General features: G+C 71.8%; 20 protein-coding genes and 1 pseudogene. 8 read left to right on the top strand and 13 right to left on the bottom strand.

Translation table 11 applies throughout. The features are described from left to right. Positions 1-308 (top strand): hypothetical protein (locus ACZ4N4_RS40850; RefSeq protein WP_467598642.1); only part of this gene is annotated, 308 nt, incomplete at its 5' end. A gap of 138 nt (positions 309-446) precedes the next feature. Here ACZ4N4_RS40850 and ACZ4N4_RS40845 read toward each other — a convergent pair. Then, on the bottom strand, positions 447-1454 hold the full coding sequence (locus ACZ4N4_RS40845; RefSeq protein WP_450765731.1) for a stage II sporulation protein M: 1008 nt from the start codon (positions 1452-1454) through the stop codon (positions 447-449). A 130-nt stretch (positions 1455-1584) separates the two neighbouring features. Between ACZ4N4_RS40845 and ACZ4N4_RS40840 the strand changes: the two genes are divergently transcribed. Further along, a complete protein-coding gene (locus ACZ4N4_RS40840) occupies positions 1585-2652 on the top strand; it encodes an RDD family protein (protein ID WP_453564551.1) in 1068 nt (355 codons plus the stop codon). A gap of 24 nt (positions 2653-2676) precedes the next feature. Here ACZ4N4_RS40840 and ACZ4N4_RS40835 read toward each other — a convergent pair whose 3' ends face one another. Continuing rightward, positions 2677-3294 carry a hypothetical protein gene (locus ACZ4N4_RS40835; RefSeq protein ID WP_467598638.1) on the bottom strand — a complete coding sequence of 206 codons (618 nt, stop codon included), beginning with the start codon at positions 3292-3294 and terminating at the stop codon, positions 2677-2679. Between the two features lie 251 nt (positions 3295-3545). Next, positions 3546-5003 (bottom strand): adenosylhomocysteinase, encoded by a 1458-nt coding sequence (gene ahcY / locus ACZ4N4_RS40830; RefSeq protein ID WP_453564556.1) that lies wholly within the window; start codon positions 5001-5003, stop codon positions 3546-3548. A 468-nt stretch (positions 5004-5471) separates the two neighbouring features. Here ahcY and ACZ4N4_RS40825 point away from each other — a divergent pair. Beyond that, positions 5472-5713, top strand: a pseudogene (locus ACZ4N4_RS40825) (PTS fructose transporter subunit IIB); the annotation flags it as partial. Between the two features lie 181 nt (positions 5714-5894). On the opposite strand, the gene ACZ4N4_RS40820 reads toward ACZ4N4_RS40825, so the two are convergent. The 6 genes from ACZ4N4_RS40820 to ACZ4N4_RS40795 form a co-directional block, all read right to left on the bottom strand. Then, positions 5895-6875 (bottom strand): cation diffusion facilitator family transporter, encoded by a 981-nt coding sequence (locus ACZ4N4_RS40820; protein WP_467598635.1) that lies wholly within the window; start codon positions 6873-6875, stop codon positions 5895-5897. 169 nt (positions 6876-7044) lie between these two features. After that, entirely contained in the window at positions 7045-8196 is a 1152-nt protein-coding gene (manA, locus tag ACZ4N4_RS40815; RefSeq protein ID WP_453564561.1) for a mannose-6-phosphate isomerase, class I, read from the bottom strand. Between the two features lie 278 nt (positions 8197-8474). Continuing rightward, positions 8475-9602 (bottom strand): SIS domain-containing protein, encoded by a 1128-nt coding sequence (locus ACZ4N4_RS40810; protein ID WP_467598632.1) that lies wholly within the window; start codon positions 9600-9602, stop codon positions 8475-8477. Between the two features lie 73 nt (positions 9603-9675). Next, on the bottom strand, positions 9676-9846 hold the full coding sequence (locus tag ACZ4N4_RS40805) for a Trm112 family protein (RefSeq protein WP_020940431.1): 171 nt from the start codon (positions 9844-9846) through the stop codon (positions 9676-9678). Positions 9847-9917: 71 nt separating this feature from the next. Further along, a complete protein-coding gene (locus tag ACZ4N4_RS40800) occupies positions 9918-11282 on the bottom strand; it encodes a phosphomannomutase/phosphoglucomutase (protein WP_467598628.1) in 1365 nt (454 codons plus the stop codon). 771 nt (positions 11283-12053) lie between these two features. Further along, positions 12054-12428, bottom strand: coding sequence for a DUF3499 domain-containing protein (locus ACZ4N4_RS40795; protein WP_450765716.1), 375 nt, complete (start codon positions 12426-12428; stop codon positions 12054-12056). Between the two features lie 329 nt (positions 12429-12757). Here ACZ4N4_RS40795 and ACZ4N4_RS40790 point away from each other — a divergent pair, with 329 nt between their 5' ends. Further along, a complete protein-coding gene (locus tag ACZ4N4_RS40790; protein ID WP_450765758.1) occupies positions 12758-13210 on the top strand; it encodes a metallopeptidase family protein in 453 nt (150 codons plus the stop codon). Between the two features lie 48 nt (positions 13211-13258). On the opposite strand, the gene ACZ4N4_RS40785 is transcribed toward ACZ4N4_RS40790, so the two are convergent. From ACZ4N4_RS40785 to ACZ4N4_RS40775, 3 genes are all read right to left on the bottom strand, one after another. Continuing rightward, positions 13259-14749, bottom strand: coding sequence for a DUF5719 family protein (locus tag ACZ4N4_RS40785; RefSeq protein ID WP_467598625.1), 1491 nt, complete (start codon positions 14747-14749; stop codon positions 13259-13261). Then, positions 14746-18411, bottom strand: coding sequence for a glycosyltransferase family 2 protein (locus tag ACZ4N4_RS40780; protein ID WP_467598622.1), 3666 nt, complete (start codon positions 18409-18411; stop codon positions 14746-14748). The genes ACZ4N4_RS40785 and ACZ4N4_RS40780 overlap by 4 nt, the downstream gene beginning before the upstream one ends. Positions 18412-18594: 183 nt before the next feature. Further along, on the bottom strand, positions 18595-18858 hold the full coding sequence (locus ACZ4N4_RS40775; protein WP_003975777.1) for a WhiB family transcriptional regulator: 264 nt from the start codon (positions 18856-18858) through the stop codon (positions 18595-18597). Between the two features lie 616 nt (positions 18859-19474). Here ACZ4N4_RS40775 and ACZ4N4_RS40770 point away from each other — a divergent pair. From ACZ4N4_RS40770 to ACZ4N4_RS40755, 4 genes are all read left to right on the top strand, one after another. Continuing rightward, positions 19475-19969, top strand: coding sequence for a cysteine dioxygenase (locus ACZ4N4_RS40770; RefSeq protein WP_362569832.1), 495 nt, complete (start codon positions 19475-19477; stop codon positions 19967-19969). 33 nt (positions 19970-20002) lie between these two features. Beyond that, positions 20003-20962: a 2-phospho-L-lactate transferase gene (cofD, locus tag ACZ4N4_RS40765; protein WP_467598617.1), complete on the top strand. Its 960-nt coding sequence runs from the start codon at positions 20003-20005 to the stop codon at positions 20960-20962. Further along, complete coding sequence (locus tag ACZ4N4_RS40760) at positions 20959-22305, top strand: coenzyme F420-0:L-glutamate ligase (RefSeq protein WP_467598614.1); 1347 nt, start codon at positions 20959-20961, stop codon at positions 22303-22305. The genes cofD and ACZ4N4_RS40760 overlap by 4 nt, the downstream gene beginning before the upstream one ends. Before the next feature lie 149 nt (positions 22306-22454). Next, positions 22455-23468: a DNA-3-methyladenine glycosylase family protein gene (locus ACZ4N4_RS40755; RefSeq protein WP_467598612.1), complete on the top strand. Its 1014-nt coding sequence runs from the start codon at positions 22455-22457 to the stop codon at positions 23466-23468. A 235-nt stretch (positions 23469-23703) separates the two neighbouring features. Here the strand turns inward: ACZ4N4_RS40755 and manB are convergent, their stop codons facing one another. After that, the gene (gene manB, locus ACZ4N4_RS40750) at positions 23704-24786 is read right to left on the bottom strand and encodes a mannose-1-phosphate guanylyltransferase (RefSeq protein WP_453564581.1); all 1083 of its coding nucleotides are present in this window, start codon (positions 24784-24786) and stop codon (positions 23704-23706) included. Positions 24787-24842 lie beyond the last annotated feature (56 nt).

Below are 24842 nucleotides of genomic sequence, written 5' to 3'. Positions count from 1 at the left end.
ATCTGGCGTTGACTTTTGGCACGCTGTTGAGTTCTCAAGGAACGGTCGCTTCCTTTGTACTCACCCTCTCGGGCTTTCCTCCGGGCTTCCCTTCGGTGTTTCCAACCTTACCAGATCCGTTTTCCGTTCCGTTCCCGGTCGGAATTCATTTCCAGTGGCCGTTGGAGGGCCTTTGCCTATTCGATTGCCTTCCGGCTCTCTTTCGGCGTTTCCGACTTTATCAGAAGCTCTTGGCCGGTCTGACCGGCCACTCGTTTCTGAGTAAATCGGAGGTGGCTTCGATGTTCGGAGAGGACTCTCCGTTATGAAGCAGATCGATTCTAACGATCGGCCCTGAACTTGTCCAGTTCTAGGCAACTGTTTGAATCTACCTCCCCGCCGGACCTGTGTCAACAGGTCTTCCGGGGCGAAGAGGAGACTAGCAGCTCACGGGGGGTCTGCGCACATCAGGCGGCCGTTGGGACGAACGCGCTGCGCTCGGTCTCCTCGAGGTCGCCCGTCTCGCCGGCGCGTGCCGCACGGCCGCCCAGGACGAAGACATAGGTGAGGAAGGCCAGCTCAGCGACGACTCCGATGCCGATGCGGGCCCAGGTGGGCAGGCCGGACGGGGTGACGAAGCCTTCGATGGCTCCGGAGACGAACAGGACCAGGGCCAGCCCGATCGCCATGCCCACGGCGGCACGGCCCTCTTCGGCGAGGGCGTTGCGGCGGCTGCGCGGGCCTGGGTCGATGACGGTCCAGCCGAGGCGGAGCCCGGTACCCGCGGCGACGAAGACCGCGGTGAGTTCGAGCAGGCCGTGCGGGAGGACCAGGCCCAGGAAGGCGTCCAGACGGCCGGCCGATGACATCAGACCGAAGCCGACACCCAGGTTGAGCATGTTCTCCAGCAGGATGTACAGGACCGGGAGCCCGAGGAAGACGCCCAGGACCAGACACATCGCGGCGGCCTGGGCATTGTTCGTCCACACCTGGGCGGCGAACGAAGCCGCGGGATGGCTGGAGTAGTAGGTCTCGTACTCACCGCCGGGCCGGGTCAGCTCGCGGAGCTGGCTGGGGGCGGCGATGGTCGACTGCACATCCGGGTGGGTGCCGATCCACCACCCCAGAAGGATCGCGACGGCGGTGGATATGAGCGCGGTGGGGACCCACCAGTGACGGGAGCGGTAGACGGCGGCCGGAAATCCCTGCCCGAGGAAGCGGGCGACATCGCGCCAGGAGGCGCGGCGGGTGCCTGTCACAGCGCTACGCGCGCGTGCCACGAGTTGGCTGAGGCGTCCGACGAGCTGTGGGTCGGGAGCGCTGGACTGGATCAGGGAGAGGTGTGTGGCGGTGCGCTGGTAGAGGGCGACGAGTTCGTCGGCTTCCGCTCCGTTGAGGCGCCGCTGGCGGCGGAGCAGCACGTCGAGGCGGTCCCACTCGGCTCGGTGTGCGGAGACGAAGACGTCGAGGTCCATCGGGTCTGCCTGCTCCTCGGCTGGTCGTCGACTGCCTGTCTTAGCTGTCAGCTTGTCGTACTGCGGCGCGATGCGCTCTCAGCTTGGCAGACTTGCGCTGTACAGGGCAGACCAGGGGAAGGCGGCGGGCGTGAGTGAGCTGGTGACGGGTGAGGCGGTGGCCCTCGAGCTGCGTCCCGCGAGGCTGCCCAGCAGGGCACTGGCCGTGCTGCTGGACCTGGTCGTGGCCATCACCGTGTACATCGGTGTGTCCATAGGCCTGGTGGCGGCCACGGCCTCGCTGGACGAGGCCGCACAGGTCGCGCTGTCGCTGGCGGCCTTCCTGTTGCTGCTGGTGGGCGGGCCGATAGCGGTGGAGACCCTGAGTCATGGGCGCTCGCTCGGGAAGATGGCCTGCGGACTGCGCGTGGTGCGCGATGACGGCGGGCCCATCCGGTTCCGGCACGCGCTGGTGCGTGGTGCTCTCGGCGTCGTCGAGATTCTCATGACGTTCGGGGTCGTCGCCTGTATCGCCTCGCTGGTCTCGGCGCGTGGCCGGCGGCTGGGGGATGTGTTCGCGGGGACGCTGGTCGTACGTGAGCGGGTGCCGGTCGGGCAGACCCGCTTCATTCCGCCGCCTCCGCCCTGGTTGGCGGGACGTTTCGCCGAGCTGGACCTGTCTGCCGTTCCGGACGGGTTGTGGCTTGCCGTACGGCAGTACCTGACGCGGATGCAGCAGCTCGATCCGCAGGTCTCCTGGGCGATGGCCGAGCAGCTCGCGACCGACCTCGCGGCCCGGACGGGGACTCCGGCACCGCAGGGCATTCCGCCGGCGGCATATCTGGCGGCGGTGGCGCAGGAGCGGCAGGCACGCGAGGCCAGGCGGGCCTTCGCCGGGCAGACTCCCCCGGAGTCCGGCGCGCCGAACGCGTACGCCCCGCCGGCACCCGGTGTTCCCTATGGCTACGGCTACGGCGACCCATCGGTGCCGGGTGCGCCCCATGGGTACGTTCCTCCGGAGCCGGGTGCGCCCCATGGCTACGCTCCCCCGGAGCCGGGTGCGCCGAACATGCCCGTGCCTCCATCGCCTTCGTACCGGCCTGGCCCCGCGGAACCGGCCATGACGTATCCCCCGCCGGTGGAGCAGCCCCAGGCTCCTACGTCCGCCATGCCTCCAGCGACCGAGCGGCCCTCGACTGGTTTCGTGCCGCCGGCCTAGGCGCGAAACCGGCGCCGCGCCGGGTCAGTCGTCGAAGACGGAAGGCGGCGACTGCAGGTCCTCGAGCTCGATTCCGGGTGCCGCCAGGACCACGTCGCCGGCGAGGTGCACGCTGTGCTGTTCTCCCGTGTCCAGGGCTGTGACCTGGTATTCGTCCACTGTCAGAGGGCCGTTGTCAGTGGCGTGTGCTTCGCTTTTCACCAAGGCCCAGGACTGGTCCACGGTGCGCGGGGCGAGGACCGGGTCCGTGAAGGCCACCAGGCGTACGCGGGTCGCGGCGGCGGAAGGGGTGAGACGCAGGAGACGGGCGGTGGCGACCAGAAACGCGGGGGACGTGCCGGTGAAGGCGTGGGCGCGTACATGACCTTCGGTGGCATGAATGCCGGTGGGGTCCGTGCGGACCCAGGTGACGCCGTCGAGAGCGGCGCCGCGCACGCGCCAGCTTCCGGCGTGGAGTTCGAGGCGGATGGGGCGGCCAAGGTCGTCGAGGGCGAGGTCGACCGAGCCGCCGTGGTCACCGGAGGGGGTGATCACCTGGGAGACATAACGCCAGCCGGAGGGGCCGGGGGCGCACTGGAAGTGTTCTTCGCCGAGGAGGGTGTGATCGTGCGGATCATGGAGCGAATAACGGCCGCGGGGCATGGGGGGTCCTGAGTCTCGGCGGGCTGCGGGTCCGGGTGCCGGTCCTGCGGTACGGCCGCGCGGGTGGGTCGGCGGACCAAAGGGGCAGGCCCCCGACACGGGGGTGCGGGGGCCTGCCTCGACGGACCGGAGCGCCTGCCTCCGGGAGAGCGCGTCAGTGCACTGGCGTGCTCTCCCGGACGGCGGGCCACGGACTCAGCTGAGGCACCTCGGTCGCGGTACCTCAACAGCGGTACCCGAGTAGCGGTATCTCAGTAGCGGTAGTGGTCCGACTTGTACGGGCCCTCGACCTTCACGCCGATGTACGAGGCCTGCTCGGGGCGCAGCGTCGTGAGCTTCACGCCGAGTGCGTCCAGGTGCAGGCGGGCGACCTTCTCGTCGAGGTGCTTGGGCAGCGTGTAGACGCCGACCGGGTACTCGTCGGGCTTGGTGAACAGCTCGATCTGGGCCAGGGTCTGGTCCGCGAAGGAGTTGGACATCACGAACGACGGGTGACCGGTGGCGTTGCCCAGGTTCAGCAGGCGGCCCTCGGAGAGGACGATGATCACCTTGCCGTCGGGGAACTTCCAGGTGTGAACCTGCGGCTTGACCTCGTCCTTGACGATGCCGGGGATCTTGGCGAGGCCGGCCATGTCGATCTCGTTGTCGAAGTGACCGATGTTGCCGACGATGGCCTGGTGCTTCATCTTGGCCATGTCCGAGGCCATGATGATGTCCTTGTTGCCGGTCGTGGTGACGAAGATGTCGGCCTTGTCGATGACCTCGTCGAGGGTCGTGACCTGGTAACCGTCCATCGCGGCCTGCAGGGCGCAGATCGGGTCGATCTCGGTGACGATCACGCGGGCGCCCTGTCCGCGCAGGGACTCCGCGCAGCCCTTGCCCACGTCGCCGTAGCCGCAGACGACCGCGGTCTTGCCGCCGATCAGAACGTCGGTGGCGCGGTTGATGCCGTCGATCAGGGAGTGGCGGCAGCCGTACTTGTTGTCGAACTTCGACTTGGTGACGGCGTCGTTGACGTTGATCGCCGGGAACAGGAGCTCCCCGTCGCGCTGCATCTCGTACAGGCGGTGGACGCCGGTCGTGGTCTCCTCGGTCACGCCGCGGATCTCGGACGCCAGCTGGGTCCACTTCTGCGAGCCGTCCGTGATGGTGCGGTGCAGGAGTTCGAGGATGACGCGGTGTTCGTCGGACTCGGCGGTGTCGACGGACGGCACCTTGCCGTCCTTCTCGTACTCGACGCCCTTGTGGACGAGGAGGGTGGCGTCACCGCCGTCGTCCAGGATCATGTTCGGGCCGCCGGTGGGGGTGTTCGGCCAGGTCAGCGCCTGCTCCGTGCACCACCAGTACTCCTCCAGCGTCTCGCCCTTCCAGGCGAAGACGGGGACGCCCTGCGGGTTGTCCGGCGTGCCGTTCGGGCCGACGGCGATGGCGGCGGCCGCGTGGTCCTGAGTGGAGAAGATGTTGCAGGACGCCCAGCGGACCTCGGCGCCGAGGGCGACCAGGGTCTCGATCAGGACGGCGGTCTGCACGGTCATGTGCAGGGAGCCGGTGACGCGGGCGCCGGCCAGCGGCTGCGCGTCGGCGTACTCCTTGCGGATCGCCATCAGGCCGGGCATCTCGTGCTCGGCGAGGGTGATCTCCTTGCGGCCGAAGTCGGCCAGGGAGAGGTCGGCGACCTTGAAGTCCTGTCGGTTGTCGACAGTCGTCATTGCGAGCTGCTCCTCGGTATCGGGTCGAGGGTGGGTACGGCTGGTCTGCGCGGCGGCGGACACAGGGGTGCCCGAGAAGAGGACACAGGCATGCCCACGTGCGCGCAGCGCAGTCCGTCGGAGGCCCTCTCTCCCTCGGCCGGCCCGCATGGGACCGCCCGACCGCCATCAGCAGCGACGTCTGGCTCCGTCCCAAGCTACACCGGTGGGGCGGGCGTCCCCAGTCCGCCTCCGAACAGTTCACGCCGTTCGAGGGGGCGAGCGCCGTCGGATGGGCGGGATGTGAAGAGGTGATGAGGGTCTCGGCGAGGGGGTGCGCAGGGTCGAACAGAAGGGGATCAACCAGGACTTTCGCGTCTTTGGGCAGGGGTGGGGGTGTTGCAGGATGCAGGGAGATCGGGAGTTCCGATCGCGCGCACGGGGCGTCCGGGACGGCGTTTCGTGTGACGAAGGCGTGAGGAGATCGACGTGACCAGTCCGGCCGGCCCTCCCCCCACGGGCAGCCACGGTGACGAGCCGAAGAAGGTGAAGCTGCTGGCGGTGACCGCATGCCCGACAGGTATCGCGCACACCTACATGGCAGCCGAGAAGCTCGCGCAGGCCGCTCAGAGCCGCGGTGTCGAGATGAAGGTGGAGACACAGGGGTCCATCGGGGCCGAGACGTATTGGCCGACAACGATGTCAGAGACGCAGACGGCGTCGTGCTGAGCGAGGTCGGGTGATCGGATGACGGCGGGCCCGCCTCCCCGTTCGACGGGGGCGGCGGGCCATGTTCGGCGTGCGCTGAGCCAGAACCGTGGCCCCGGGGCACGGGCGCAGCCGCGGCCACAGCCGGTGGCGCGGACGCGACCGTAGGCGTCGCCCAGGACCATCGTGGCGGTCCGGGAAGGCTCAGTGGCCGGCGGGGTGGGGGGTCGGGCCGCCCGGGGTGGCTTCCGGGTCGGGGCCCTTGGCGGCCTCGGCCTCGTTGTAGATGTCGGGTTCGAGGTAGATCACGCGGGCGATGGGGACCGCGGTGCGGATGCGGGCCTCGGCGGCGTTGATGGCGTTGGCGACCTCGGCGGCCGTGTCGTCGTGCTGCACGGCGATCTTGGCGGCGACGAGCAGTTCCTCGGGGCCGAGGTGGAGCGTGCGCATGTGGATGATGCCGGTGACCGCGTCGCCGTCGACGATCGCGGCCTCGATCTTCTGGACCTGTTCGACGCCTGCGGCCTCGCCGAGAAGAAGGGACTTGGTCTCGGCGGCGAGGACGAGGGCGATCAGGACGAGGAGGACACCGATGCAGACCGTGCCGATGCCGTCCCAGACGCCGTCGCCGGTGAGCAGGGCGAGGCCGACGCCGCCGAGGGCGAGGACCAGGCCGATGAGGGCGCCGAAGTCCTCGAGGAGGACCACCGGCAGCTCGGGGGCCTTGGCGCGGCGGATGAACTGCGACCAGGACAGCTTGCCCCGCAGCTGGTTGGACTCCTTGATGGCCGTGCGGAACGAGAAGCCCTCGGCGATGATCGCGAAGACCAGGACACCCACCGGCCAGTACCAGTGTTCGACCTGGTGGGGGTGGCTGATCTTCTCGTAGCCCTCGTAGATGGCGAACATGCCGCCGACCGAGAAGAGGACGATCGAGACGAGGAAGGCGTAGATGTACCGCTCGCGGCCGTAGCCGAAGGGGTGTTGCGGGGTCGCTTCGCGCTGGGCCTTCTTGCCGCCGATGAGCAGCAGGAACTGGTTGCCGGAGTCGGCGACCGAGTGCACGCCCTCGGCGAGCATCGACGAGGAACCGCTGAAGGCGAACGCCACGAACTTCGCTGCCGCGATCGCGAGGTTGGCGCCGAGTGCCGCCACGATCGCCCTGGTGCCGCCTGACGCGCTCATGTGTCCGCGATGTCCCTTCTCGCCGTCGTCCGTCTACGCCGTCCAGGCGTGCGCTCGTCTTTGCCCGTGCTTTGCCGGATGGGTCATTCTTGCAGCCCTGCCGGGGAGCGGCTCGTCAGGTATCCACAATCCCGTACGACAATCAGACCCATCCGGAAACACGGATCCCTCAGACGATCACCGTGGCACGGAAGACCGTGCCCGCGCCCGAGACCTCCGCCTTTTCGCCCGCGGGGACGAACACCGACTGGCCGGGGGTCAACTCCTCCTCGCCCGCCCGGACCGCGCCGGCCGTGCAGAGCAGGATCTGCGGGGTCGACAGGGTCAGGTCGTGGGGGCCGACACCCTCGGGCAGGACGTACCGGGAGAGCCGGAACTCGTCGATCGGCGTCTCGTAGACCTCTTCGCCGTCCGGGGCGGCCTCGGGACGCAGCACGCCGGCGTCGCCCGCCTCGAAGCGGACGACACGCAGGAGTTCGGGGACGTCGACGTGCTTGGGGGTCAGGCCGCAGCGCAGCACGTTGTCGGAGTTGGCCATGATCTCGACGCCCAGGCCGTCGAGGTAGGCGTGCGGGATGCCGGCGCCGAGGAAGAGCGCCTCGCCGGGCTGGAGGCGGACGTGGTTGAGGAGCATGGCGGCGATCACGCCGGGGTCGCCCGGGTAGTGGTGGGCGAGGTCGGCGTAGGGCGCGTGGTCGCCGCCGAGGCGGGTGCAGGCGGCGGCGGTCTCGGCGACCGTGTGGGCCATCTCCTCACGGTCTGCGGTGAGGATCGCGGTGAGGACCTCGCGCAGGGCCGCTTCCTCAGGGTGGGCGCGCAGCAGGTCGACGTACGGCTTGAGGGAGTCGACGCCGAGGGCTTCGAGGAGTTCGGCGGCCTGTTCCGGGGCGCGGAAGCCGCACAGCCCGTCGAACTCGGTGAGCGCGCAGATCAGTTCGGGCTTGTGGTTGGCGTCCTTGTAGTTCCGCTGCGGGGCGTCCACCGGGATCCCGCGCCGCTCCTCGTCCTCGTAACCCTCCCGCGCCTGCTCCAGGTTGGGGTGCACCTGGAGGGAGAGCGGGGCGCCGGCCGCGAGGATCTTGAGCAGGAAGGGCAGCCGCGGACCGAACTTGGCCACGGCCGCCTCGCCCAGCTCGGCCTTCGGGTTCGCGTCGATGACCTCGCCGAGCGTGCCGCGCGCGGTGCGCGAGGGAGCGCCCGGGTGCGCGCCCATCCACATCTCCGCCTGCGGCTCGCCGCTCGGTTCGACCCCGAGCAGCTTCGGGATGGCGGTCGGGGAACCCCAGGCGTAGGGGCGGATGGTGTTGTCGAGGCGGTCCATGACTTCTCTCTGCCGGTTCTCTTACGTACGGGGCGGCCGGCGAACAGGGTCGCCTGGGGGACGCGGGGCGCGCCGTACAACGGCGTACGACGTTCCGCGATCCGCGATCCGCGACGGGTCCACGGCCACGTACGCCGGTGGACGAGCACGTACGCCGAGGTACGTGCGCGTGTACCGGTGTCCAGCGGCCGTGTTCACCGCGTGTTTCCCCACCGGTTCGCCTTCGGTACGGCCCTCAGGTCGTCCTTCGTACGGCGAGACCGGTGTCGGTGTCCATCTCAGGCCCCCGATGCGAGCGCCAGGTAAACGGCGGCGAAATCCGTGACGGCGATCAGTTCCGCGAGGGTCTCCAGCTCGTCGCCCTCCTCGGGCTCCAGCTCGCTGACCGGGGTGTCGTGGCCGAGTGCGAGCTCGCGGGCGGCGGGCGCGGCGGTGAGGCCGCCGAGGGGGCGGTCGCGCAGCAGCACCACGTGCGCGTGCAGCGCGGGGGCCTCCTCCACGCGGTCGCGGAAGAAGTCGTCCGGGTCGGCGCTGGCGGCGAGCGGGCCGGCCAGCAGGGCGTGGTGGGCCGCCAGCGCCTCGGGGAGTTCGGCGGCCAGGGCGGGGCGGCCGGCCAGTTCGGCGAGGGCGGCGGCGAAGCGGCGGCCCGCGGGGCCGGCCGAGACGCCCTCCGTCCAGACCACCGGGAGCGCGTCGGCGAGGTCCGAGGCGAGGGTCTTGGCGGGGTTGCTGTAGGTCACGATGGCCGGGCCGCAGCGCTCGGCGACCCGGTCGAGGCGGTCGGCGACCTTCTCCAGGTCCTCCGGCGGGGCGGTGACCAGGCCGATGCGGTCGAGGAGCACCAGCAGCGGAGTGAGCAGCGCCCACAGGACGCCCGGGGAGGAGCCGGCGAGCGGCTCGCCCTGGTCGTACGGGGCCGTCGCCATCGGTACGAACATGCCGTGGGCGCCGGCCACCGCCTCGGCGAGCGGGGTCCCCGCGGGGGCCACGGCGGCGACCGAGCAGCCGCGCCGGTAGGCCTGGTCGGCGAGGAGGGACAGGCTGGGTTCGGTGCCGTCCGGCGTGGCGATCAGCAGCAGGTCGACGGAGCCGGCCCAGCCGGGCAGCTCCCAGCGCAGGGCACCGGCGGCCGGGGCGACACCGGAGGGGGCCAGCCGGATGACCGGGCTGCCGGGGCCGGCCAGCGAGCCGAGGAGGTCGGCGGCGTGGGTGGCGGCGACCCCGGGACCCGCGATCAGGACGGCGCGCGGGCGGCCGTCCGGCTTCAGCTCCTGGACACCCGCCTCGATGGCGTGCCGGGCCGCGGTGCGGACGCGGGCGCCGGCCTCGGCCGCGCCGCGCAGCAGACCTCGGCGGTCTGCCTCGGCGAGGCCCTCCGGTGTGTCGAGCAGCGATTCGTCGAGCATGGGAGCGGCCTCCGGTTGCCGGGGTCCTGGTGCTTTGCGGTCGCGGTTGTGGCTGTGGTTGTGCTTGTGGTGCTTACGCGGGGCGGCGGGCCTCGTCGACGAGAAGGACCGGGATGCCGTCGCGGACGGGGTACGCCAGGCCGCAGTCCTGGCCGGTGCAGATCAGCTCGGCGTCCTGCTCCTTGAGGGGGGCGTGGCAGGCCGGGCAGGCGAGGATCTCCAGAAGGCCGGCTTCGAGCGGCATGGGGTTTCCCTTCGGGGAGTGGGCGTTCGCGTTCGGTCAGATTACCGCCGCCGCGCTGGGCGGGGCCGACCTCAGCCCCTGATGATCGCCAGTACCTCGTCCCGTACCTTCGTCATCGTCGCCTCGTCCCTGGCCTCCGCGTTCAGGCGCAGCAGCGGTTCCGTGTTGGACGGGCGGACGTTGAACCACCAGTCGGCGGCGGCGACGGTGAGCCCGTCCAGGTCGTCCAGGGTGAGGTCGTCGCGGTCCCCGTAGGCCGCCCGGATCTCCGCGAGGCTGGCCTGCTGGTCGGCGACCGTGGAGTTGATCTCGCCGGATCCGGCATACCGGTCGTACTGGGCGACGAGGGAGGACAGCGGGCCGCTCTGACCGCCGAGGGCGGCGAGGACGTGCAGGGCGGCCAGCATGCCCGTGTCCGCGTTCCAGAAGTCCTTGAAGTAGTAGTGGGCCGAGTGCTCGCCGCCGAAGATCGCGCCGGCCCTCGCCATCTCGGCCTTGATGAACGAGTGGCCGACGCGGGTGCGGACCGGCGTGCCGCCGTTCTCCCGAACCACCTCCGGGACGGTCCAGGACGTGATCAGGTTGTGGATGACGGTGCCCTTGCCGCCGTTCCGGGCCAGTTCGCGGGCGGCGACCAGGGCGGTGATCGCCGACGGCGAGACCGGCTCGCCGCGCTCGTCCACGACGAAGCAGCGGTCGGCGTCGCCGTCGAAGGCCAGGCCGAGGTCGGCCGACTCCTCGCGGACGCGCCGCTGGAGGTCCACGATGTTGGCGGGGTCGAGCGGGTTGGCCTCGTGGTTCGGGAAGGTGCCGTCCAGCTCGAAGTACATCGGGACCAGGGTCAGGGGCAGGCCCTCGAAGACCGTCGGGACCGTGTGGCCGCCCATGCCGTTACCCGCGTCGACCACGACCTTCAGGGGGCGGATGGAGGTCAGGTCCACGAGCGCGCGCAGATGGGCCGCGTAGTCCGACAACGTCTCGCGGGAGGTGATGGTTCCGGGTGTGGCTGCCGGCTCCGGCGCGCCTTCCTCCGACCAGCGCTCCGTCAGCTCCCGGATCTCCGTCAGACCCGTGTCCTGACCCACCGGGGCGGCTCCCGCGCGGCACATCTTGATGCCGTTGTACTGCGCCGGGTTGTGCGAGGCCGTGAACATCGCGCCGGGCAGGCCGAGTGCGCCCGAGGCGTAGTACAGCTGGTCGGTCGAGCACAGGCCGATCTCGGTGACGTCGACACCGCGGGCCGCCGCGCCGCGCGCGAAGGCGCGGGACAGACCGGGCGAGGAGGGCCGCATGTCGTGGCCGACGACGATCGCGGCGGCGCCGGTCACCTGTACGAACGCGGCACCGAACAGCTCGGCGAGCGCCTCGTCCCACTGGTCCGGAACCACCCCGCGCACGTCGTACGCCTTGACGATCTGCGACAGATCAGCAGCCACGGCCAACCCTCCTGAAGTCCTATCGGTCGCCCCAAACTACCTGCCCGGGGGCAGGGCTCGGACGCGGGATCCACCTGCGGACTCCGAGCCGACACCGGGCCGTGATCTGCGGCGATCCTTCGGCGGTCCCGCGCGATCCCAGGCGATCCATCGCGATCGAACACGGTCAGTCCCGCACAGCCGGCGCCGTACCGGCCGCCGCCACCAACTGGCCGACGGTGGCCGCCTGTCCGGGAGGCGACAGGCCGAACGCGGCGCCCTGGGCGGCACTGGAGAGCATCTGACCGGGCGGAGCGGGCGGCCATGCCCGCAGCCGACGGAGGCGACAAGTACGGCCGTCAGAAGGCCCGTCAGGCCCGCGCGGTGGGCTTTCGCCCGGACCCCGCCGGGCGGGATCAGGACGGCCGCGGGGGGCAGGGCGGCCACAAGGGCCGACCGGCCCAGGGGGTCGGTGACGGGTTCCGGTTCCTGGAGGTACACGGACACCTTCCGGATTCCGGCATGCGGAAAGCTATTTCCCGCCAGCCACATGGAATGGCCGACTCCGCGACGGCGACAGCGACAGCGACAGCGACAGCGACGACACGTCAATGCGCCCGCATCACCCGACAAGGCGGAGTGGGAGAACCGAACGAGGGCAACGGGGAGACCCAGTCGAGGGCAACGCGGAGAACCCGTCGAGGGGCAACGCGGAGAACCCGACGAGGCACAACGCGGAGAACCGGACGAGGCACAACGGGAGGAAGCCCCTGCGCGGCTGCGAGGAACGGCTCAGTTGTCCGGTGACCGAAGTACCCGCAGATGGCCGCGTCGCGCGACCTCCATCGGGTCCGCACCACGCCCGCCGCCGCCCGCCTCGGCCGCCCGCTCCTGGGGGCGGGCCGCCTCGCGCACCGCGTTGGCGAGCGCTTCCAGGTCGTCCCCGCTGGGACGGGCCGGGGCGGAGCCGTCGATGAGCCGGACGACCTCCCAGCCGCGCGGGGCCGTGAGGCGCTCGGAGTGCTCGGCGCACAGGTCGTAGCAGTGGGGTTCGGCGTAGGTGGCGAGCGGGCCGAGGACCGCGGTCGAGTCGGCGTAGACGTACGTCAGCGTCGCGACGGCGGGTCGGCCGCAAGCGGTTCGCGAACAGCGACGTACAGGGCTCACGACGTTGGACGGTACCGCACTCTTGAGCGGGCCGCGACGACTCTCCCCCAGGTCACTCCACCGTGTCGGGTTGTGAAACGCCCCACACACCCCTCCGGACACGCCCCGCTGACCTGCACGGACAGCCCTTTCCGGGATCCCGGGCCGGGCCGCATCCGGTCATAGGTCGGTACAAACACCGTCAATTGCCTTGAGCTCGCCGGTCTTGTGGAGATACGGAAACGAGCCCAACCTTGGCTGGAATGGTCATCCTCCGACATGTCACCCCGGGCGGTCCGGAGGCGTGGAGCGGCGCGCCCGGAGCCCGCGAGGACTACGCTTCACCAGTGATGGACAACCGTGTACCGCCCCGTGCCGCCGGCCCCGGGCCCCGTCGACGCGATCGCCACGGTCGGGGCATGCGCGGGCCGATCGCACCACCTCAGGTGCCGCTGGCCGCGAGCCGCGCCGACGTGTTCGCGGATCTGGTGCAGGACTCCGTGGAACGCCTGGAGCGGCGCTGGCCTCAGCTCGCGGACATCGATTTCCTGGTCCTCGAAGTGCCCCGGCTCCAGGACCGGCACGACGAGAGCTGGAGCGACGAGACGGTGCCGCTGGGCGGGATCATTCCCGCGCGCGAGGGACGCCGGGCGCGTGTGGTCGTGTACCGGCGGCCGGTCGAGATCCGCACCAAGGGCCGCGACGAGCGGGCCGCGCTGGTGCACGAGGTCGTCGTGGAACAGGTCGCCGAACTGCTCGGGCTCACCCCGGAGACGGTGGACCCCCGCTACGGCGAGGAGTGAGCGGGGGTCCCTTAGGCGCGGCCTGCCGGCACGGGCTGCCGGCACGGCCTACTTCTGCAGCACCGACACGTCCTGGTCCGCGTCCGGTACGGCCACCGTGCCGCGGTCGTCGGGGAGGGTCTGGATCGTGAAGCCCGGGATGCCGTCCTCGGTGGCGGCCAGGGTGCGGGCGCCGTAGACCGGGCCACCGGAGATCGGCTCCACGGTCAGCGCGTAGGTGCCCTTCAGGCCGGACGGGACCGGGGCCTCGACGTCCTGCGTGGTGCCGGACTTGATCGTGAACGTCTTGGACACCGCCGTGCCGCCACCGCTGCCCGCCGACGCCGTGACCTTGACCTTGGCGGTGCCGGTGGGGGCGGTCAGGGAGAGGGTGGTGCCCTTGCCGCTGTTGTCGGCGGACGTCGCGCGGGTGCCGACCGGCGCGGTCGCCGGGATGTACGCGGTCTCCTGCTTGCCGCTCTTGCCGCGGGTGATGCGCAGCGCGGCCACCACCGGGACGGACTGGTCGGTGGGCGTGAGGACCAGCGAACCCGCCTCGCCGCGGGTGACGTCGCCGAGGTCGGCGGCGGTGGTCATGCCCGCCTTCACGTGCAGCGTCTCGTTGCCGGCCGGGGTGATCAGCCCGTCCGGGGAGGCCAGGCGCACCTTCAGGTCGGCGTCGGAGTCGCCGTCGGTGAAGGCGATCAGCCGGACGTCCGTGGCGTCCTTGGGGATGCCCGGCAGCACCAGACTGCCCGCGGGGTCGGCGGAGGCGGCCAGCCAGTCGCCGCCGGTCTTGTCGTCCAGGGCCTGCACACTCGCGCCGACCCGCCCGCTGCGCACGTTCACGTGCACGGTCAGGTCGGTCTGCTTCTCGTCGGTGAGCGTGGACAGCAGGACCGGCTCGCCGGCGTGCGGCGCGACCGTGATGCCCTCCCCCACCGAGGACTTGAGCTGGCCGTCCTTGCCGTACAGCTCGATGTCGACCACGGCGGCGCTGTCGTCGGGGTTGGTGAGGTGGACGTAGTCGGTGCGGCCGGAGGCGGTGCTGGCGCCCGGGAACCAGAAGTCGGTGTCGGCGGAGGTGCAGTTGACCCCCTGGAGGCCGCGCCCGGTGCCTGCCGCGACCTCGGTGGTCTCCTGCACGGTCCAGCCGGGGGCGTACCTGCCCTCGGCGGTGCCGACGTAGGCGGGTCCGTCGGAGCCGGAGGTGTCCCCGGTGGCCGGGGTGCCGGGCGCCTTCGGGGTGAGGACGGGCTTGGACGCCTTCTTCTTCTTGCCGCTCGTCCCGTCCGCCGACTGCTCGGTGGCCGCCTTGAGTTCGGCCTTGCCGTCGCTCGTGGTGCCCTTGGTGACGGGCGTGAACGACGTGTACGACGTGTCGGCGATGTCGGACAGGCTCGGTGCCGGGCACAGCAGGGTGGTGCGCTCCACGGGCAGCTGGGCGGCCGCCTCGGCGGTGTGCGCGGGTGCGGCGGCAGGCGGGTTGAGCGCGGCGAACCCGGTGACCGCCGCGAGGGCGGCCGTACCGGCGAACAGGGACAGGGTGGTGCGGTTCACTGCTGGCTCCCGTCGTGGTGCTCGCCGCCGGTGCCCTGGTGGTGCTGGGCGGCCGGGTCATAGGCGGGGTCGTAGCCCTGCTGATACGTCGGGTCGTACGCCGGCTGCCCCTGCTGTCCGCCGTAGGCGTACGGGTCGTACTGGCCGGTCTGGTACGGGTCGTAGGTCTGCTGGTCGTAGCCGGCCGTCTGGTACTGACCGGTGTCCTGGTACTGGTCGGCGTAGCCGGGCTGGTAGCCGTCGGCCGCCGGGTAGGACGCGGGGTCCCATTCGTCGTAGGACGGCTGCTGTGGGACCGCGACCGGGGATTGCTCCTCCCCGGCGGCCGGGAAGTCGGCGCCGTCCTCCGTGGTCGCCTCCTCCTCGGACTCCGCCTGGGCGCGCAGGCGCCGGGCGCGGCGGCCCTCGCCCTCGACGGGCTGGGCGGGGATCGGCTGCTCCTCGGGGAGGTCGTCGTCGACGTCACGGCGGCGGCCGGGCAGGGCGAGGACGACCAGGACGACGGCGAGCGCGCCCTGGGCCCACAGCCAGACGGTGTGGGTGAACGGGGTGTCGTAGGTGACGTCCAGCTTCCCGCCGGAGGCGGGGAGTTCGAAGCCCTGGGCCCAGCCGTCGACCGTGGTGCGGGTCAGCGGCTTGCCGTCCAGGGTGGCGGTCCAGCCGGGTGCGGCCGAGTCGGCCAGGCGCAGGATGCGGCCGTCGGAGCCGGTCGGGACGGTGGTGTGGATGTCGACTGGTCCGGCGGCGACGGAGGCGGGGGTGCCCGAGCCGTTCGCGGAGACGATGGTCGCGCGGGAGACCTGCTGGTCGACGCGCCACAGGGCGCTGCCGTTCTGCTGGCTGAGACGGGACAGGCCGGGCGTTGCGTCCAGCACGCGCGTGATGTCACGCGGGGTGCCCTTGTGGACGAGGACGTAGCGCACCGCGAACCCGCCGAGCTGGTCGGCCTGGTCGGCACCGGAGCCGGCGACCAGGTTGGCGACGACCTTGTCGAGCTTGGCGTTCTCGCCGTCGGCGGCGGTCACCTCGGCGTCTCCCATGCGGGCGCCGGAGCCGCGCACCAGCATGTAGTCCACGCGCGCGGTGCTGTCGCTGTCGAGGACGAGGGTGCGGACCTGGTCGGTGGTGGAGCTGTCCTCGGCGACGAAGGCGGGCACCTGGGTGGCGTCGCGCCGTTCGACCGGGCCGTCGGCGCCCGCGATCATCCAGCCGGCCGCCAGGAGCAGCGGGCCGGCGGCCGAGGCGAAGGCGATGAGCGCGGCCACCGGCTGGCGCCAGCCGAAGCTCTGCTCGGCGACACGGGAGCGTGCCCCGTCGGCGCCGAGCGCGGCGGCGGAGACGATCGCGATGCCGTAGACGAGGGTCGCCGGGCCCGCCCAGGCGGACTTGTTGGACAGGACCGCGAAGACCAGGCCGACCAGGGCGACCGCCCAGGCGGCGCGGACGGCCGACTGGCGCTCGGAGCGCAGCAGGGCGGCCAGCGCGGCCAGGACGATGCCGATGAGCATCAGCGCGTCGACCGTGCCGGGGCCGCCCGGGCTGGCGCCGAGCAGGTCGAGGGCGGAGGCGGCCGAGGCGCCGTACTCCAGCCCGGCCTCCTTGAAGAAGCCGAACGGCAGCAGCGTCAGCGACCAGGGGGCGAGGACCAGCAGCGGGGTGCCGAGCTGGGTCAGCAGCCGCAGGCCGGAGGCGACCAGGTCGGAGCGGCGCACGGCGAGCACGACGACACCGAGGACCAGGGCGATCGGCCAGACGATCGGCGTGAACGCGGTGGTGATGGTCAGCAGCAGCGCGTACGCCCAGGTGGCACGCCAGCTGCCGCGGCCGCCGGAGGTGTTGGTGAGGCCGCTGGCGGCGATGCCCGCGCGGGCCATCAGCGGCAGCAGGACGGCGAGCACGGCGGTGCCGATGCGGCCGCCCGCGAGCGCGCCGGTGGCGGCGGGCAGGAAGGCGTAGGCGATGGCCGCCCAGGCGCGCAGCAGGCGCGAGGTGACCAGCGGCCGGGAGGCGAAGTAGGCGGTGAACCCGGCCAGCGGCACCGAGGCGACCAGCAGCACGGTCACGGCGAGACCGGTCGAGCCGAACAGCAAGGCGGCCAGCGAGGCGACGAGGGCGAGATACGGCGGGGCGGCCGGGGTGCCGCCGGCGCCGACCGCGTGCCAGGAGTCCAGGTAGCGGGACCACAGCTCGCCGGAGGTGCCCGGGGCGGGCAGCAGGGCGCCGCCCGCGAGCGCGCCGCTGCCGAGCAGTGCGCGGCACGCGACCAGCGAGAACAGCAGCAGCACCAGGAAGAGCACCGGGCCGGGTTTGCGGGCGATGCGCTTGAGGCGGGCGAACTGCTCGATCTCCAGGAAGTCGGCGTCGTCGCCGCCGGGCCCGGACTCGACCGCGCTGCCGTGCCGGCCGGCCGCGGACAGTTCGTCGTCGGCGCCGAAGAAGTTGCCCGCGACCTGCTCGACGGTGGCCCGCACGGTCGCGCCGGGCGGCGGGAACAGCGGGCGCAGTTCGCCCTTGTCGAGCTGGGAGGGGCCGCGCCTGCGCCGCCCGGCGATGATCCGCTCGGGGCGCAGCAGGGTGCCCAGCAGGCCGCGGATCTCGTCGAGGGCCTGGCCGGGGACCTTGCCGACGAGGTTGGCGACCGTGCGCAGCAGGGTGCCGAGGACCAGCCGCAGCAGGATCCAGGGCAGCGCGGTCGTGCGGGAGTTGACGAGCAGGGTGTAGACGGCGCCGGCCTTGTCGACCTTGTGCGGGGAGGCGGCGGTGCGGCCCGCGCAGTCGACGGCGCGGCGCTCGCGGGAGGCGGCCTCGGCGTGCCGTACGACCGCCTCGGGGGCGATCAGCACGCGGTGGCCCGCCGTGTGCGCGCGCCAGCACAGGTCGACGTCGTCGCGCATCAGGGGGAGCCGGCGGTCGAAGCCGCCGAGTTCCTCGAAGACGTCGCGGCGGATCAGCATGCCGGCGGTGGAGACGGAGAGCACGGGCCGGACGTGGTCGTGCTGACCCTGGTCCTGCTCGCGGCGGTCCAGGCCGGTCCAGCGGCGGCCGGAGTTGGCGATGGTGACGCCGACCTCCAGCAGCTGCCGGCGGTCGTACCAGCCGCGCAGCTTGGGGCCGACGACCGCCACGTCGTCGCGGCCCAGCTCCATCTCATTGTCGACGACCCGGAGCAGCTGGGCCAGGGCGTCGGGTTCCGGGGCGCTGTCGTCGTGCAGCAGCCACAGCCACTGGACGGGTTCGCCGTACGGCAGTTCGGGCATGTCGTAGGCGTCGTCGCGCCACTGGCGGGTGACCGGGTCCCAGCCGCTGGGCCGCTTCAGGTACGGCAGGTCGTCCGGGGTGAGGACGGGCGCGGTGCGGCTCGCCTCCTCGACGGCCTGGCCGAAGCCGGTGCGGCGGGCGAGGTGCACGACGTTGGCGTCGCCGAGGGACTCGGTGAGCAGCCGGGCGGAGTCGTCCGCGCTGCCGGTGTCGGCCGCCACCGCGTACTGGGCGGGGCGCTCCTGGCCGAGCAGCCCGGCGAGCGCGTCGGGCAGCCAGCGGGCGCCGTCGTGGGAGACGAGCACCGCGGTCACCACATGACGCGGGAACTCGGGCGGGCGGGTCGGGTCGAACCCCGCTGTGGCAGTTGTTGCCTGGGCTGCCTGGTGGCTGTGGACGGACATCGAGGTACGGGCCCCGGTTCGATGGACTGCGGTGGACTCCAGCGCCCGCTGGTGGCGGCGAGGCGTCTCGGACGAGCGCCCACACTATCGGCTGGGCATGTCGACGGCCCGCCCCCTGTGGACAACCCACGGGCGACGGGCCGTTCGCGCAGCTCGGTCGGGTGCGAGGGGCGGACGCCCGCTTCAGACGGCGGCCTTCTTGAGCCGGCGCCGCTCGCGCTCGGACAGTCCGCCCCAGATCCCGAACCGCTCGTCGTTGGCGAGGGCGTACTCAAGGCACTCGGACCGCACCTCGCAGGCGAGGCAGACCTTCTTGGCCTCTCTGGTGGAGCCGCCCTTCTCGGGGAAGAAGGACTCGGGGTCGGTCTGGGCGCAAAGCGCGCGCTCCTGCCAGCCGAGTTCCTCGTCCGCGTCGTCGACCAGCAGTTGCTGCACCAGCTCGGTCATGTGCGCCCCTCGTCTGTCTTTCATGTCCCCGTGCCTGGCCGTTACCGATTTCGGCTGAACGACACGAGTGAAATTACAAGTGTGCTGCTCCGGGCGAGTCAAGCCGAGATCTGCTATTGAGCCCGTTATTCACTCTGCGGAACCAAGGCCATGCGGAAAGTGTTCAAATCGGCATAAACCTCGACACGCAGACGAAGCCCATGAGGGCCCCCGACCCCATACAGGCCTTGTACGGAGAAGGACGCCCAGATGTTCGATCGCGTTCCGCAGTGACACACGCGCCCGGTTGTGCGCCATGTGTCCCGGGCGCCCGCTGAACAAACCTTTCGGCAGAGAGATGAACCGGATGAGGTGAAACATGTCCCACATACCGGGCGTCGAGTTGACACTGCGGGTGTGAACCGATGTCCTAGTGGGCATGCTCGCGAACTTGGCATCCACCTCGACCCGCACCGCCGGGTCCCACGGTGCTGCCCGCGCTCGCTGTAGCTGTTGCTGTTCCAGCTGTTGAGCCGTAGCCGTATCCCACCGCTCCAGCTGCAGACCGGGTCCCCAGGACTCGGTTTTCGCATCTCGTTCCCCGCTGACCTTCTTCACTGAGGAACCACCGCACCCCATGAACAGCGACAACGACCTGCAGATCGCCGGCGACATCCTCGAGGTCCCCCACCTGCTGCAGCCCCCGCGCGAGCACCCGGTCACCGTGGCCGAGTTCGCCGGCCTGGCCCGCACGATCGCCGCCGACCGCGCGCAGTGGGAGCACCTCGTGCGGTACGACGCGACCACGCGCTGGTACCACCGGCTGCGCACCGGCCCCGGCTACGAGGTGTGGCTGCTGTCCTGGGTGCCCGGTCAGGGCAGCGGGTCGCACGACCACGGCCGCTCGTCCGGGGTGCTGACCGTCCTGGAGGGCACGCTCACCGAGCACACCGGGCGCGGCACGCGCGCGCTGTCCGCCGGCGCACAACGGGTGTTCGCGCCGGGGTACGTGCACGAGGTGGTGAACGACGCGCTGGAGCCGGCGGTGAGCCTGCACGTCTACTACCCGGGCCTCACCGAGATGCCGATGCACACGGCGCAGAGCTGCGAGGCGCGACCCGTGACTGCGTGACGCGTTGTCGGAGCCACCTGCAAGACTTGGCGCATGCGCATTGTGGTTCTGGCAGGCGGTATCGGCGGTGCCCGGTTCCTGCGCGGTCTCAAGCAGGCCGTGCCGGACGCCGAGGTGACCGTCATCGGCAACACCGGGGACGACATCCACCTCTTCGGGCTGAAGGTCTGCCCGGACCTCGACACGGTGATGTACACCCTCGGCGGCGGCATCAACGAGGAACAGGGCTGGGGGCGGACCGACGAGACCTTCCACCTCAAGGAGGAACTCGCCGCCTACGGGGTGGGCCCCGACTGGTTCGGTCTGGGCGACCGGGACTTCGCGACGCACATCGTGCGCACCCAGATGCTGAGCGCCGGCTACCCGCTGAGCGCGGTGACCGAGGCGCTGTGCGACCGCTGGAAGCCGGGCGTTCGGCTCATCCCGATGACCGACGACCGGGTCGAGACCCATGTGGCGGTCGAGGTCGACGGCGAGCGCAAGGCGGTGCACTTCCAGGAGTACTGGGTACGGCTGCGGGCGTCGGTGCCCGCAGAGGCGGTGGTGCCGGTCGGCGCCGAGCAGTCCAAGCCCGCCCCGGGCGTCCTGGAGGCCATCTCGGAAGCGGACGTGATCCTCTTCCCGCCGTCCAACCCGGTGGTCTCCGTCGGCACGATCCTCGCGGTGCCCGGCGTCCGGGAGGCGATCGCGAACGCCGGGGTGCCGGTGGTGGGCCTGTCCCCCATCGTCGGGGACGCGCCGGTGCGCGGGATGGCCGACAAGGTGCTGGCGGCGGTGGGAGTGGAGTCGACGGCGGCGGCGGTCGCCGAGCACTACGGCTCGGGACTGCTGGACGGCTGGCTCGTCGACACCGTGGACGCGGGCGGCATCGCGCGCGTGGAGGCGGCCGGCATCCGCTGCCGGGCCGTACCCCTGATGATGACCGACCTGGACGCGACCGCGCAGATGGCACGGGAGGCGCTGGCACTCGCCGAGGAGGTGCGCGGGGCATGACCGACGCGATCGACGACGCGGCCGACCCGTCCGGGGACGCGGTGCCCGGGTACCGGGTGTGGGCCCTGGCCGGGCTCCCCGAGGTGCAGCAGGGCGACGACCTGGCCAAGCTGATCGCCGCGGCCGCACCGGGGCTCGCCGACGGTGACGTGGTGATCGTCACGTCGAAGATCGTCTCCAAGGCCGAGGGGCGGCTCGTCGAGGCGACCGACCGGGAGGCCGCGATCGACGCCGAGACCGTGCGGGTGGTGGCTCGGCGCGGGGCCCTGCGGATCGTGGAGAACCGGCAGGGGCTGGTGATGGCGGCGGCCGGGGTGGACGCCTCCAACACCCCGGCCGGGACCGCGCTGCTGCTGCCCGAGGACCCCGACGCGTCCGCCCGCGCGATCCGCGCGGGGCTGCGTGACACCCTCGGCGTCAACGTCGGAGTCGTCGTCACCGACACCTTCGGGCGCCCCTGGCGCGCGGGGCTCACGGACGTGACCATCGGCGCCGCCGGGGTGCGGGTGCTGGACGATCTGCGCGGGGGCGTGGACGCGTACGGCAACCCGCTGGTCGCGACGGTCGTCGCCACGGCCGACGAGCTGGCCGCCGCCGGTGATCTGGTCAAGGGCAAGGCGACGGGCCTGCCGGTGGCCGTGGTGCGCGGGCTCGCGCACGTCGTGGCCGAGACGGAAGACGAGGGCGAGGGCGCGCGGGCGCTGATCCGGGACGCCGCCAGTGACATGTTCCGGCTCGGCACGTCCGAGGCGGTCCGGGAAGCGGTGGCGCTGCGGCGGACGGTGCGGGCGTTCACCACCGACCCCGTCGACCCCGGGGCGGTACGGCGGGCGGTCGCCGCGGCCGTGACGGCACCGGCACCGCATCACACGACGCCGTGGCGGTTCGTGCTGCTGGAGTCCGAGGAGTCACGCGCCCGCCTGCTGGACGCGATGCGGGACGCGTGGATCGCCGACCTGCGGAAGGACGGCAAGTCCGAGGAGTCCATCGCCAAGCGGGTACGGCGCGGGGACGTGCTGCGGAACGCGCCCTATCTGGTGGTGCCCTGTCTGGTGATGGACGGGTCGCACACGTACGGAGACGCGCGGCGGGACGCGGCCGAGCGGGAGATGTTCGTGGTCGCGGCGGGGGCGGGCGTGCAGAACTTCCTGGTCGCGCTGGCCGGGGAGCAGCTGGGGTCGGCATGGGTGTCGTCGACGATGTTCTGCCGGGACGTGGTGCGGGAGGTGCTGGCGCTTCCGGCGGGGTGGGATCCGATGGGGGCGGTCGCTGTGGGGAAGGCGGCGGAGGAACCGCGGGCCAGGGCCGAGAGGGATCCAGAGGGCTTTATCGAGGTGCGATGAGGTGGTCGCGCCTTCGGTTCGGGGGGATGCGGCTCGGCGGCGACTGCGGGGGTGTGGGGGTTGATCGCGCCCACGCGGCGGTAGCCGCATATCGGACACAGCCCCGCACTCCCAAAAAAACGAGGCGCTTGAGGCCTAGGATCTCTTGAGTGGCTGGCCGGTTTTCTCCGAAACCCACCCGTACAAGTGTGCGGGGTGGGCACGTCGTCGTACCCGCTGTCGGAGTGCCTCGGCAGGCGACCGCGCCCGGTCGGGTTCGGCTGTGGAAGCCGGACGGGGCTCTTGATCTCGGGCTTGTGCTGGGGCCGCTCCGGCGGGGGCCCGGGGATCCGACGTTTCGGGCCACCTCCGACGGGTCCGTGTGGCGGGCCAGTCTCACGCCTGCCGGGCCGGGGACGCTGCGGGTCGCCGTGTACGGCGGCGAGGTGCGCGGGGAGGCCTGGGGAGCCGGTGCCGAGTGGCTGCTGGAGCAGCTGCCGGAGATGCTCGGCTCCGCCGACGACCCGTCCCTCTTCGTGCCCCGGCACCGGGTTCTCGCCGCTGCCCGGCATCGGCGGCCGGGGTTGCGGCTTGCGCGGACCGGGCTGGTGCTGGAGTCGCTGATCCCCTCGGTCCTGGAGCAGAAGGTCACCACCGACGAGGCGTACCGGGCCTGGCGTCTGCTGGTGCGCGGGTTCGGGGAGCGGGCACCCGGCCCCGCCGGGGTGGGCGAGCGGCCGATGTGGGTGATGCCGGCGCCGCGGACCTGGGCGCTGATTCCCTCCTGGGAGTGGCACAAGGCCGGCGTCGACAACAAGCGGGCGTCGACGATTCTGCGGGCGGTGCGGGTCGCCGCGCGGCTGGAGCAGGCCGTGGGGATGGCGGCGGAGGCCGCGCAGGCGCGGTTGGAGGTGGTGCCGGGGGTGGGGCCGTGGACGTCCGCGGAGACCGTGCAGCGCAGTCACGGGGCGCCGGACGCGGTGACGGTCGGGGACCTGCATCTGCCGGGGATCGTGGGGTTCGCGCTGGCCGGGGACCGGTATGCCGATGACGAGGCGATGCTGCGGCTGCTCGAGCCGTATGCGGGGCAGCGGCATCGGGCGGCTCGGCTGATCCTGCTGAGCGGGCAGGTGCCGAAGCGGCGGGTGCCGCAGATGCCGCGGTGGGACATCGGCCGGTTGTAAAGCGCCGGGGGCGGGAGTCGCTCACCGGCGCCGGCAGGGTGCCTCCCCCAGAGGGGATACCCACAGCGCCCACCCGTGCCGCCTGGGGGCACCTCCCAGGCCCTTGAGGCCTGGGGAGGCACGACTTTGCCCGCAGCCATGTGAGGGACGGCTGAGTAGCGCCCCTTGAGGGGCGCGGGGAACTGCGCGATCAGCCCCCGCGCGACCGCAGTCGGCGTACCTGCTCAGCCACCCCCTACTGGTCCGAGGAGAACCGCACCGCCCCCGCCGGGATCGTCGCGTCGCACCACACCCGCGCGCCCTCCCTGAGCTCGTTGTCGGCGCCGACGGTCGCGCCGTCGCCGATCACCGTGCCCGTGAGGACCGCGCGTTCGCCGACGCGGGCGCGGTTGCCGATCAGGGAGTCGGTGATGACCGCGCCGGGTTCGATCACGGCGCCGGGCAGGATCGTGGAGCCGAAGACGCGCGCGCCCTCCGCGACGAACGCACCCTCGCCCACCACCGTGCCGCCCGTCAGCTTCGCGTCCGGCGCGACCCGTGCCGTGGGCAGGATGAGGCGGTCGCCGCAGCGGCCGGGGACGGCCGGGGACGGGGCGCGGCCCAGGACCAGGTCCGCCGAGCCGCGGACGAAGGCCGCCGGGGTGCCGAGGTCCAGCCAGTACGTGGAGTCCACCATGCCCTGGAGATGGGCACCGGCCGACAGCAGCTCGGGGAAGGTCTCCCGCTCCACCGACACCGGGCGGCCCTGCGGGATGGTGTCGATGACCGAGCGGCGGAAGACGTACGCCCCCGCGTTGATCTGGTCGGTGACGATCTCCTCGGGAGCCTGCGGCTTCTCCAGGAAGGCGAGGACCCGGCCCGTCTCGTCGGTGGGCACGAGACCGTACGCGCGCGGGTCCGTGACCTTGGTGAGGTGGAGCGAGACATCGGCGTCCGTCGTCTCGTGCATCTCGACGAGCGCCCTGATGTCGAGGCCCGTGAGGATGTCGCCGTTGAAGATCAGGACCGGGTCGTCGGGGCCCGAGTGCAGACGGGCGGCCACGTTGCGGATGGCGCCGCCGGTGCCGAGCGGTTCCTCCTCGGTGACGTACTCGATGCGCAGGCCGAGTGCCGTGCCGTCGCCGAAGTACGGCTCGAAGACCTCCGCCAGGTAGCTCGTCGCGAGGACGATGTGGTCCACGCCCGCCGCTCTGGCTCTGGCCAGCTGGTGCGTGAGGAACGGCACGCCCGCCGCCGGGACCATCGGCTTGGGTGTGTGGACCGTGAGCGGGCGCAGCCGGGTGCCTTTGCCGCCGACCAGGAGGATCGCTTCTGTCACCTGTCGTCTCTGCTTCCTGCCGGGACCGGCCGAACTCTCTGTCGGCCGGCCAGTGT

This window comes from Streptomyces sp. NPDC026538, from assembly GCF_055567535.1.
Note: the sequence above shows the minus strand (reverse complement) of the source record. Positions and strands in the feature narration are given on the sequence as shown.